Source organism: Acinetobacter sp. BD54, assembly GCF_044778325.1.
Lineage (GTDB): Bacteria > Pseudomonadota > Gammaproteobacteria > Pseudomonadales > Moraxellaceae > Acinetobacter > Acinetobacter baumannii.
Window position 1 is genome coordinate 175971 of record NZ_JANJEP010000005.1, and the last position, 11806, is coordinate 187776.

13 protein-coding genes and 1 tRNA gene are annotated in these 11806 nt (G+C 37.2%); 9 read left to right on the top strand and 5 right to left on the bottom strand.

The window, feature by feature from the left end:
* Positions 1 to 3: 3 nt before the first annotated feature.
* Positions 4 to 648 (top strand): tRNA-(ms[2]io[6]A)-hydroxylase, encoded by a 645-nt coding sequence (locus tag NQ782_RS10155; protein WP_000095056.1) that lies wholly within the window; start codon positions 4 to 6, stop codon positions 646 to 648.
* A gap of 292 nt (positions 649 to 940) precedes the next feature.
* On the top strand, positions 941 to 1699 hold the full coding sequence (locus NQ782_RS10160; protein WP_000880596.1) for an SDR family oxidoreductase: 759 nt from the start codon (positions 941 to 943) through the stop codon (positions 1697 to 1699).
* Between the two features lie 183 nt (positions 1700 to 1882).
* Here the strand turns inward: NQ782_RS10160 and NQ782_RS10165 are convergent.
* Positions 1883 to 1958, bottom strand: a tRNA-Asn gene (locus NQ782_RS10165).
* Positions 1959 to 2016: 58 nt separating this feature from the next.
* On the opposite strand from NQ782_RS10165, the gene NQ782_RS10170 reads away from it, so the two are divergent.
* Complete coding sequence (locus NQ782_RS10170) at positions 2017 to 2151, top strand: hypothetical protein (protein WP_085941198.1); 135 nt, start codon at positions 2017 to 2019, stop codon at positions 2149 to 2151.
* A 41-nt stretch (positions 2152 to 2192) separates the two neighbouring features.
* Complete coding sequence (locus NQ782_RS10175) at positions 2193 to 2621, top strand: hypothetical protein (RefSeq protein WP_000855168.1); 429 nt, start codon at positions 2193 to 2195, stop codon at positions 2619 to 2621.
* 14 nt (positions 2622 to 2635) lie between these two features.
* Here the strand turns inward: NQ782_RS10175 and NQ782_RS10180 are convergent, their stop codons facing one another.
* Entirely contained in the window at positions 2636 to 3073 is a 438-nt protein-coding gene (locus NQ782_RS10180; protein ID WP_000795395.1) for a PaaI family thioesterase, read from the bottom strand.
* Positions 3074 to 3258: 185 nt separating this feature from the next.
* Here NQ782_RS10180 and NQ782_RS10185 point away from each other — a divergent pair, with 185 nt between their 5' ends.
* Positions 3259 to 3669, top strand: a complete 411-nt coding sequence (locus NQ782_RS10185; protein WP_001014258.1) for a GFA family protein — start codon at positions 3259 to 3261, stop codon at positions 3667 to 3669.
* Between the two features lie 50 nt (positions 3670 to 3719).
* Here NQ782_RS10185 and NQ782_RS10190 read toward each other — a convergent pair whose 3' ends face one another.
* Positions 3720 to 4955 (bottom strand): pyridoxal phosphate-dependent aminotransferase, encoded by a 1236-nt coding sequence (locus tag NQ782_RS10190; protein WP_002069248.1) that lies wholly within the window; start codon positions 4953 to 4955, stop codon positions 3720 to 3722.
* A 207-nt stretch (positions 4956 to 5162) separates the two neighbouring features.
* Here NQ782_RS10190 and NQ782_RS10195 point away from each other — a divergent pair, with 207 nt between their 5' ends.
* Positions 5163 to 5342, top strand: a complete 180-nt coding sequence (locus tag NQ782_RS10195; RefSeq protein WP_000139632.1) for a hypothetical protein — start codon at positions 5163 to 5165, stop codon at positions 5340 to 5342.
* Positions 5343 to 5376: 34 nt separating this feature from the next.
* Here NQ782_RS10195 and NQ782_RS10200 read toward each other — a convergent pair whose 3' ends face one another.
* Positions 5377 to 6813 (bottom strand): diguanylate cyclase domain-containing protein, encoded by a 1437-nt coding sequence (locus NQ782_RS10200; protein ID WP_000448849.1) that lies wholly within the window; start codon positions 6811 to 6813, stop codon positions 5377 to 5379.
* A gap of 174 nt (positions 6814 to 6987) precedes the next feature.
* Entirely contained in the window at positions 6988 to 7779 is a 792-nt protein-coding gene (locus tag NQ782_RS10205) for a hypothetical protein (protein WP_000222200.1), read from the bottom strand.
* Between the two features lie 179 nt (positions 7780 to 7958).
* Here NQ782_RS10205 and uvrB point away from each other — a divergent pair, with 179 nt between their 5' ends.
* From uvrB to rarD, 3 genes are all read left to right on the top strand, one after another.
* Positions 7959 to 9980, top strand: a complete 2022-nt coding sequence (gene uvrB / locus NQ782_RS10210; protein ID WP_001004983.1) for an excinuclease ABC subunit UvrB — start codon at positions 7959 to 7961, stop codon at positions 9978 to 9980.
* Between the two features lie 93 nt (positions 9981 to 10073).
* Positions 10074 to 10661, top strand: a complete 588-nt coding sequence (locus NQ782_RS10215) for a lipocalin family protein (protein WP_000885644.1) — start codon at positions 10074 to 10076, stop codon at positions 10659 to 10661.
* A gap of 108 nt (positions 10662 to 10769) precedes the next feature.
* Entirely contained in the window at positions 10770 to 11717 is a 948-nt protein-coding gene (gene rarD, locus NQ782_RS10220) for an EamA family transporter RarD (RefSeq protein WP_171251939.1), read from the top strand.
* The last annotated feature ends 89 nt before the right edge of the window (positions 11718 to 11806 follow it).

The following is an 11806-nucleotide window of genomic DNA, read 5'->3' on the forward strand; positions in this document are numbered from 1 at the left end:
GTAATGTCGAGTATCAATTACGATGAATTAATGCAGCCTGTATTAGCATTTTTAGGGTGCCAAACCCCAAAAGAATGGTTGGATGAGGCCGTTAATAATTTAGACATCTTGATGCAAGATCATGCTAACTGTGAGAAAAAGGCAGCGGGTACAGCCATGAACTTGATGTTCCGCTATAGTTTTTTTACGGACCTACAAGTTAAGCTTGCCCAGCTTGTACGTGAAGAAATGCTTCACTATGAACAAGTTCTAGAATTTATGACAAAACGTGGGCAAGAGTGGAAAGGTTTGAGTGCTGGACGCTATGCAGGTGGCTTACGAAAAGAAATCCGCACATATGAACCAGAAGCTCTAATTGATGTACTCGTGATTGGGGCTTTTGTAGAAGCACGTTCATGTGAACGCTTTTATGCGCTTGCTCCGCGTGTTGATGATGAGTTAGGACGCTATTACCGTTACTTGCTTAAGTCAGAATCTCGTCATTTTGAAGACTATTTAGCACTAGCGCTTGATGTCGCAAAAACTGCCAAAATGAAAGATCCTGAAGAAGATATTCAACAGCGTATTGAACATATCCGTGAAGTTGAAAAGAATCTGATTTTGACTCCAGATGATACTTTCCGTTTTCATAGTGGTATCCCTGCATAAGCTTGGATACCTCAAGTTAAAAAGTTTACCTTTCACGGTAAACTTTTTATTAAGTAGCTCTAACTTCTAAATAGTTTGAGCCGATATTTAAGGTTAAGTAAGGACCATTTTTTAGTTTTTTAATGCATATCATTATTTAATAAATATATTTTTTACAGATTTAAATTTCTCTTAAAATTTTTAAAAAAACTTTTATTTTTTTAGGCTAATAATAAATATTGTGTAAATATAAAGGCTGATATGTTCATCATGAGTTCAACTGAAACAGTTGATTATTTCTAAGGATATAAGAATGTTAGCATTAGTTACAGGCGCATCAGCAGGTTTTGGTTATAGTATTTCAAAAAAACTGATTGAGTCAGACTATAAAGTTATTGGATGTGGAAGACGCGCAGAAAAATTAGAAGAACTACAAAAACAGCTTGGCGAAAATTTCTACCCACTCGTATTTGATATGACTGATACAGCAGAAAATATAAATAAGTTATTTAAAGAATTACCAAATGAATTTCAAATCGATCAAATTGACTTACTAGTGAATAATGCAGGCTTGGCATTGGGTCTAGAGCCAGCAGATAAAGCGGATTTAGATGATTGGTACACCATGATTGATACTAATGTTAAAGGACTTGTTACGGTTACCCGATTAATTTTACCAAGTATGGTAAAGAAGAAATCAGGCTTAATCATTAATATGGGTTCAATTGCAGGTACATACCCATATCCAGGTGGTAATGTGTATGGGGCAACAAAAGCTTTTGTAGAGCAGTTTAGTTTAAATCTACGTGCAGATTTGGCTGGTACTGGCGTGCGAGTAACGAATATTGAGCCAGGGTTGTGTGGTGGTACCGAATTTTCTCTTGTACGTTTTAAGGGAGATCAGGAGAAAGCTAACAGTCTATACGATAAGAAAAATCCAATTTTGCCGGAAGATATTGCAAATACAGTAGCATGGATCGCATCACAACCACCGCATATTAATATTAACCGTATAGAAATGATGCCAACGACTCAGACTTTTAACCCTTTAAAAGTTGTAGAAGTGGAATAATGTAATTTTAAAAAGATCTAAGCGTAGAAGGTCTACCTAAGTTTAGAACTGATGATTCGATCTGGTAAATATTCGAATTATGAAAAGCAAATCCTCTACAGGCAGTAGGGGATTTTTTTATAGGTATACTTTAATAGAGAGCAATAAAAAAGCCCGCTTTAATGCTGCGGGCTTTTTAGTATTTGGCTCTCCCACCTGGGCTCGAACCAGGGACCTGCGGATTAACAGTCCGTCGCTCTACCGACTGAGCTATGGGAGAATCTGCATGCGATTATAAGGAGATTTTGACAAGGGTCAAGTAAAAATCGTCATGTTTCATTCATTTTTGTGTTGTATGCTTTTTATTTGACCAGTTGAAAGGTGAGATCATAAATTACTTGCACTTTGAAAATTCAATTGCTAGATTCAGAAAAGAACAAGCGTTTGGAGTAATCCAAACAGTGTGGATTTAAACCAACTTGCCAGCACTAAAATGGCTAAATCGGAGATAAGTATGAAAACACTTACTGTTGCTTCTATTTTTTCTAATTTTGATTTTTATCAACGCAATTATCTCAATATTTTAAATCAACCAGAATCTTATTACACACCTGTAGAAGATGCATGGATCGATGCTTTTCCATTTAAAAAACAAGATTTGTACTTAGGTGACTTACTACAACTCTGGTTTAGTTCAAAATGGGATGTGCATACTTCATTGAAAGTTTTAAAGTGTTCCAAGGTATTAGATCAATCTAAACCTCTCTATATTTTCCAGCTCGAAGGAGAATTATTCCTAGGTAAAAATAAAGTTTTAGCTTGGTCTACTCAGCATCATGAAGTGATAGAGCTTCAACTTAAGAATATTTGGGCACCTTATGTGGTTGCGAAAACTTGTGACCGCCCAGATATTCCTTACTTAATGAAAAAGGCAGCCGTTTAAAGCTGCCTTGGTTTTTATGGTCGAATAATCATGCAGGTTGCTGTTGCATAAGCATAAAGTTTGCCTTCTTCATCAGTAATTTTTCCTTCGGAAATACCTAAATTTTTACTTAAATTGATCACTTTACCTGTAGCAATTAAAACCTGATTTTGTGGAAGAGGACGGCACATTTTCACATTAAGATCTATGGTTCCATAACCCACACCAGCAGGTAGCATTGTATGTACAGCGCAGCCAGTCACTGAATCTAGAACAGTTGCAGCAAAACCACCATGTACACCACCTAAAGGATTTAGGTGATTATGATCTGCTTGTGCTTTGAAAGTTACAGATCCTTCTGAAATCTCAGTAGGTTGCATCGGAATAGTTTTGCTAATACTGGCAGGTGGAATATGACCTTCAATCATGGCTTGTAAAAATTCGAGGCCTGTCATTTCCATAGGATTTTTCATTTTTTGAGTCCTTCAGTTATTAAAGTTCTAAAATGGAACTTGATGTTAAATTAGGCGTTAAATTAACTATTGTCAAGTTGAAGTGAATAGAAAGATAGGTCTCTTATAGTTTATAAACTTGTAAAATTTGGTTAAGCAGAATATTTTATAACATTAAAAATATAAACTTTTTGTGGAAAATAATAATGAACGGACAGTGTTTATGTGGTGAAACAACTTTCGAAGTTGAGTTAAAAAATCATGATGTACATGTTTGCCATTGCTCGATGTGTCGTAGACAAACCAGTGGTGTCATTATGACAGTTGATGTAGTTAAAGGTAGTTTAAAGTTTATTCAGCAAAAGCATCTTAGTGTATTTAACTCTTCTGAATGGGGTGAAAGAGGCTTTTGTAACGCTTGTGGAACAACAATTTTTTGGAGAACAAAAGATCAAAGTTACTGCAATATCAATGTGTTTTCTTTAAATGAACCAGTAAAAGACTTGAAATTAGATATGGAAATTTTTATTGATTCAAAACCTGATTTTTATAATTTTCAGAATGATACAAAAAAACTGACTGAGGCTGAGGTGGCAGCTTTATTTAATTTGGAATAATTTAATTATAAAAAGGCCTCAATTTTGAGGCCTTTTTTTATATTTTCAAATTATTTAGCAGCTTTTTCAGCTTCGATAGATGCAATTGCAGCATCAACGCCTTCGATTGATTCAGCAGCTTTTTTGATACGTGCTAACGCATCAACAAGTACTTCGTCAGCTGTTGCATATGAAATACGCATGAAACCACCTAAACCAAATGCATCACCAGGAACGACCGCTACGCCAGTTTCTTCAAGTAACCATTCAGAGAATTCTGTGCAAGATTTTAAGCCTTTTGCACGAATAAGAGGGCGAATGTTTGCATACGCGTAGAACGCACCATCAGCAGGTAAGCAAGAGATCCCTTTGATGTCGTTTAAGCCATTAACCACTAAGTCATGACGACGTTTAAACGCTTCAATCATTGGTTTTAAAACATCTTGTGGACCATTCAACGCAGCTTCAGCAGCAACTTGTGAAATTGAAGTCGGGTTAGAAGTTGATTGAGACTGGATTTTTTTCATTGCACCAATGATTTTTGCTGGGCCGGCTGCATAGCCAATACGCCAACCTGTCATTGCATATGCTTTAGAAACACCATTTAAAACAATCGTGCGGTCATATAAATCAGGTGCAACAGTTGCAATATTGTAGAACTCATCTTCCCAACGAATTGGTTCATACATGTCGTCAGATGCAACAAATACTTGCGGATGACGACGTAAAACTTCAGCTAAAGCTTCTAATTCAGCTTTGCTATAAATCATACCTGTTGGGTTAGATGGGCTGTTTAATACCACTAAACGAGTGTTAGGAGTAATTGCTGCTTCTAATTGGTCAGGTGTAATTTTGAAACGTTGCTCTTCGCCACATTTCACGATAACAGGCGTACCTTCAGCAATAATGACCATATCTGGATAGCTTACCCAGAATGGCGCAGGGATGATCACTTCATCACCCTTGTTTAATAATGCTAGTGCCAAGTTAAAGAAGCTTTGCTTACCGCCACAAGAAACCAAAATCTGGTTAGGTTGGTAATCAAGATTATTATCACGCTTTAATTTAGCAATAATTGCTTTTTTTAACCCAGGAGTACCATCTACAGCCGTATATTTGGTGAAACCATTATTAATCGCTTCAATTGCAGCATCTTTGATGTGTTGAGGGGTATCAAAATCTGGCTCGCCAGCACCCAAACCAATCACGTTCTTGCCAGCAGCTTTAAGCTCAGCAGCTTTATTAGTTACAGCAAGTGTAGGGGACGGTTTGATAGCATTGACACGATCAGAAAGACGTACGTCCACGGCAATATTCCTCTTATGGGATTAAAAATAAAAAGCACACTATCTTATCGCAAAAATTAAGCAATTTGCGGATGTGGGGATTTTTAGATGTAAAAAAGTTTAATTTAGGAAAGATCTTGTTGCGGTTTTATTCAATTGAAGCTTTTTTCGAAAGAAACAAGAAAAATCCTTTATAATAAGCCGCAATCGAAATATCGAGAATGAATCATGACTGAGCAACAGCCAAAACAGAAAAAGGCTTTGGTGAAATTGCCATTTCCAATGCCGAATGAAAGTAACCAAGCAGGCGATGCTGTACACAACCAAGTACGTCCGAAACCTGAACAATATGCAGATAGAACTTGGATGCCACCGCGTGGTACTCGTCGTTCTATGGGTAAGCGCTAATTTAAATAAAAAAACAGGCAATATGCCTGTTTTTTTATGGTAAAAGAATTTCTTGATAATAACTTTTTTTCTTTTGATACATATGATGATCTGCGCGTTTTAGCATATCTTCAACTTGTTCATTTTCTTTTGTTGTGGCGTGCCCAATCGCAATACTAATAGGATGACTTGAATAATATTGATTATCTATATTAAAAAGCTCCTGAATGGTTTGCAGCATCATCAAAACATTCGCTTCATCTGCACCAGGCATTAAAATTACAAATTCGTCGCCACCGATTCGAGAAGCTGTATAAGCAGTATTCATAATTGCCTGATTTAAAATATTACCTACTCGACGTAATAAACCATCACCAATATCATGGCCGAGTTGATCATTGGTTTCCTTTAGGCCGTTCATGTCTAAAAAAATTGAAGAAACAGGGCGGATAATACTGCGATTTAAACGATTAAGCTCTTCTGTAAAAAAAGCTCGGTTATAAAGTTTAGTCAGTACATCATGCTGGCCTAAATATTCTAGATAATTTTCGGCTTTCTTTCGTGCAGTAATATCTGTAAGCGCAACCTGTACCAATCCCCAAGTCTCTTCATAACCGGGGAATACGGTAAATTGCAGTAAGACATTTCTGATTTGGCCATCTAATGCATAGTTAACGGCTTCACGCTTGTGGTGAATATTTCCTTGCCAGAGTTCAATCAGCTGTTCTCTAAAAGTTTCCACCATCTCTTCGGCAAAAATTTTATGGGTATTTTTTAACAGAGTGGTTTTATCTGGTGCTTTAAATAAATCGAGAGTCGACTGATTGACGTCTAAAATTAAAATGTCTTCTATGCATTGGCGAACAAATTCAGGATGTACATCTAAAAAAGTCCTAAAGTCTTCAATTCCTAATAGCCTAAGCTGATCAATTCTATTTTTAATACGGCTAAAATCTTCAACCCAAAGCGAAGTCGGGGAGTAGATAAACATTGACTCTGCTAGGCGTCGATTTTTCTCTTCCTGACGAAGTGCATTTTGATACGGAGTAATGTCTTCGGTGGTAATTAAAATACGGTCAAACGTAGTTTCAGAACCCGGTAAAATTGCTCCACGTAGTTGTACATCAATACGTTTACCAGAGAGCGTGTAATTTATAGTGGTACTCGAGAAATGAGTTTTGCCATTCCATAACGCTTCGAGTTCATGAATATGGGCTTCAAACATTTCTTTTTTAAAAATAAGATTTAAGTTGGCACATAACTCTTCTTGGTTTTTTGCTTCAAAAAGGTCTAATACTTTTTGGTTGACCTTAATAATTTTAATTTTATGAGCACATTCAACCACTAGATTTTCATTTTGACTTAGAAATTCATATAAGTTTTCAACCCCTTGATTTCTCCATAAGTCAAATAACTGCTTAACTTCACTAAAGTCTTCAATCCACATTGGAATTGGGGTGAGGTCAAAAATTGAAGAATCTAAAGTTTCCATGCGTTTCTTTTAAGTATTCAGTTTGTCTTAAAGTATAATGAGAAAAACTAAGATTTGGGAAAATAATCGATTTAAATCTATTAGAATAATTAAAATAAAAATATTAAATATAAGTAAAATAAAATAATGAGAAAGCAGAATTTATCTGCTTCACTCATAAAATATCAAAGTAAATTAACGGTTAATAGGGTGGTCGATATTTTTCTCACCGCGCCATAATTTTATAAAATCTTGCTCATCAAAATCATAAAGTTCCATAAGCGCAACAATTACACTTACGAAAATCATTGCACCTTCTGAGTTACCATGAATATTAAAAATCTTACCATTGAGTTTACCTAAAATATCCCTCAATTCGTGGTCACGGCCTCTGCCATAGCGGTCACGAGGATACAATTCCTCATTAAGCACAATAAGCGCTATCGCTTTTTCAGCACGTGATAAATCCGTTTTATCTAAAGCATCTTCAAAAGATTCACTGGCGTGATTAAAGTAAAAAATAACTTCATCATTAATGAAACTTTGAACCATTTTTTGAGTGAGTGTTGGGAACTGTGAAACAGCATCTTCTTCAACATACGGTTTAAACGATTCAGGAAAAATCACATTGTGATGTATGCCTTTAAAAAGAGGAGCGATTTCGGAAACCTTATAACCTGCAATCCCACATCCTAAAGCTGTCACAAAGTATTTCATTTTAGGATGATTTTTTGCATAAACTTTAAAGTCTTCAACATAATGCTCGATTTGGGAGAGTGGCATTTGTTGGATATGTTCATTTAATGTTGGAATTGCAAAGCTCTGACCAGCCCAGCCACGTCCTACACCCTCTACAGCCCCAAAATGCTGACTGGCAACACGTGCAGCTCCACTACCATGTTGTCCAGCCATATTACTACCGAAGACAAACACGGTATCTTCAGGGAGTTCGGTTACAATACTTTCATCATGATATTGATAGGTCATGGTTATGCTTTTTATCTAATGGATAAGTCCATGTTGCAACCGTTTACAGCATTGGTCAAGTATCAAGATGCTTAATATTTTCGATATAGATTAATCTCACTATAGACTTTAAATTAGGGAAAAAATCCCCATTAATTTGCTAGACGATAAATTCAAATTTTTTATAAAGAGAGAGAACTGTGAACGAAAATCAACCTTTCGATTTGGTCACTCATTACCAGCCAGCGGGTGATCAGCCACAGGCAATTGAAAAGCTGGTGAATGGTATCGAAAAGGGTTTTCGTAATCAGTTACTGCTAGGTGTGACCGGTTCAGGTAAGACCTATACCATGGCAAATGTGATTGCCCAAACTCAGCGTCCGACGATTGTGATGGCGCATAATAAGACCTTGGCAGCCCAGCTCTATGGTGAGTTTAAAGCTTTCTTCCCAAACAATGCAGTTGAGTATTTCGTAAGTTATTACGACTACTATCAACCCGAGGCTTATGTTCCGTCGTCAGATACATTTATTGAAAAAGACGCGGCAATTAATGACCATATTGACCAGATGCGATTATCGGCAACGCGTGCTTTGTTAGAACGTCGTGATGCGATTATTGTTGCTTCTGTTTCGGCCATTTATGGTTTGGGTGACCCAAATGCTTATATGCAAATGTTATTGCATGTGGTCCAAGGTGACCGAGTAAGTCGAGACGAAATTATTCGCCGTTTGGTTGAAATGCAATATACGCGTAATGAGCTTGAATTCTTACGTGGTACGTATCGTATCCGTGGTGAAATTATTGATATTTTCCCGGCAGAATCAGACCAACATGCGATTCGTATTGAACTCTTTGATGACGAAGTAGACTCAATTCGATGGTTTGATCCGCTGACCGGTAAAATGGTCCGCAAAGTACCACGTGTCACGATTTACCCGAAAAGCCATTATGTGACGCCAAAAGACAACCTAACACGTGCTATCGATACCATTAAGGATGAATTGCAAGACCAGCTTAAGTTCTTCCGTGAACATGACAAGTTACTCGAAGCGCAGCGTATCGAGCAACGTACGCGTTATGATTTGGAAATGATGCAGCAGTTAGGGTACACCAATGGTATCGAAAACTACTCACGTCATTTATCGGGACGACCGGCAGGTGAAGCACCACCGACTTTATTTGACTATGTACCTGAAGATGCCTTACTTATTATTGATGAGTCGCATGTAACGGTTCCTCAAATTGGCGCAATGTATAAAGGTGACCGTTCGCGTAAAGAAAACTTGGTGAATTACGGTTTCCGTTTACCAAGTGCGCTTGATAACCGCCCAATGAAATTTGAAGAGTGGGAGCGTATTGTTCCGACCACTATTTTTGTGAGTGCCACACCAGCTAGATATGAACTGGAAAAATCAGAACAAGTGGTTGAGCAGGTTGTTCGACCAACAGGCTTGATTGATCCTGAAATTGAAGTTCGTCCGGTGCTTACCCAAGTCGATGATGTTTTGTCTGAGATTAATATTCGTAAGAACTTAAATGAGCGTGTATTGGTAACGACTTTAACCAAGCGTATGGCGGAAGATTTAACTTCTTATTTAAAAGAATATGGCGTTAAGGTTGCTTATCTGCACTCGGATATTGATACGGTTGAACGTGTCAAAATTATTCATGAATTACGTACAGGCGTATTTGATGTACTAGTGGGTATTAACTTGCTGCGAGAAGGCTTAGATATGCCGGAAGTTTCTTTAGTTGCTATTTTAGATGCAGATAAAGAAGGTTTCTTACGTTCTGAGCGTTCGCTTATTCAGACGATTGGTCGTGCTGCGCGAAATGTGAAAGGTAAAGCAATTTTATATGCTGATACAATCACTGATTCTATGCGAAAGGCAATTGATGAGACAGAGCGCCGACGTGCAAAACAAATCGAGTTTAATGAGCAGCATGGTATTACGCCACGTAGTGCAGTTCGTCAGGCTGTGAAAGAAATTGATACGGGTGAAGTACTTTCTGATGATCAGATTGATGAGAAAGTACTAGAGCAGGCACAAGCACTTAGCGCAGATGAACGACATATTCTTTCTGACCCTAAATTGTTTAGTAAGCACATTACTAAGCTAGAGAAAGAAATGTTAAAGGCGTCGAAGGATTTACAATTCGAGCAAGCGGCGCGTATTCGTGATGAAATTGTTCGTTTAAAAGCGCAAATGTTGCAATAAATGGATACATAACACTACATGATTTGTTTAAAAAACAAGCTACTGTGGATATTTAAGTTATTTTGTATTCACAACAAAGAGTTGAGGGCAACAATGGCATTTCGAAATAATGTTCCGCAAGCCAGTTGGCGCTTGGCAAAAATTGCATTGGGCGGTATTGTTCTGACTGGCTTAGCTGTCGGAACATATGCCTATGCCCAGCAGAAGCCTCTACCTACAGTCGATAAGGTTGAATTAGACCGTTATTTAGGTGTGTGGTATGAAGTCGCGCGTAAACCTGCTTTTTTCCAAAAAAAATGTGCTTACAATGTATCTGCAACCTATACCTTAAATGAAAATGGAAACATAGTTGTAGATAACCGCTGCTACGATAATCAAAAGCAATTACAGCAATCTATCGGTGAGGCTTTTGTAGTTAATCCGCCGTATAACACGAAATTAAAGGTAAGCTTTTTACCCGAGGCTGTAAGATGGATTCCGATAATTCGTGGAGACTACTGGATTTTAAAGCTCGATGAAGATTACCAAACAGTTTTGGTAGGCGAACCTTCCCGAAAATATCTTTGGGTTTTATCTAGAACGCCACATCCACACAAAGAAGTGGTTGATGAATATCTAAATTATGCAAAAACATTAGGATTTGATATTCGAGATATTATTCATACCGAGCATAAAGAATAAATATATGCTGCTTAAGAAAAAACCATGTTTTCGCATGGTTTTTTCTTTTTTATAGTGGATAAATCAAGTATTGTATCGCTTTATTTTTCTTAAAGTATAAAGAGGTTAGTGATGTTAAAGGGCGTGATTTTGTCTGTCATGGCATCATTAACTTTTGGTGTTCTTTATTTTTATACCCAATTACTCGGCCAGCTTGATAGTGAACAGACTTTCGGCTGGCGTATTATTGCGACTTTGCCATTTTTAACTTTATTTATGTGGTGGAGTGGTGATTTAAGCCATATTAAAAATATATATCAACGTATTTTGGCAAAACCTTCTTTATTTCTATTACTCATTACAACATCCGTTTTAACCTCAGTGCAGTTATGGCTGTTTTTATGGGGACCTATGCATGGACGTGGTTTGCAAGTTTCTTTAGGATATTTCCTGTTACCGCTTGTTTTGGTTTTAGCGGGTAGTGTCTTATATGGAGAGAAAATATCGAAATTTCAGTGGGTCGCTATTGTCCTTGCAATTATTGGCGTAGGGCATGAGATTTTTCGACTAGGAAGTATTGCTTGGGAAACTGCTTTAGTGGCTATAGGTTATTCCGCTTATTTCTTGTTACGTAAGAAAATTAAAACGGATAATTTAGGGGGCTTTTGGTGGGACCTTCTGATTATTATGCCAGTTGCAATCTATCTGACACATACAGGGTTATTGCCATATAGTAAGTTCCTCGATCAGCCGACACTCGGGTTGGTTATTGCGGGTTTAGGTGTGCTTAGTGCTATAGGCTTGGGATGTTATATATTGGCAAGCCGTTATTTACCTTTGGTTGTGTTTGGTCTGCTTGGATATCTTGAACCGGTGTTACTTGCTTTAGCATCTTTAGTGCTAGGGGAAAGCATTGGTAAAGAAGAATGGTTTACTTATCTTCCAATTTGGTGTGCCGTTTTCGTATTGATTTTAGAAGGGGCTTTTCATCTTTACCAACAGCAGCAAAAAGCCAAAAATTTGCAATTAAATATCGAAAAATATCAAAAAAGATTAAAAAATGATGCTCACGATTAGAGCATCAAAATCTAAAAAGTAAGAAAAAGCAAAAATTTAGCGGCTTTAAACAATAAGATAATAAAAAATAATTATAGGTATTTTATGAA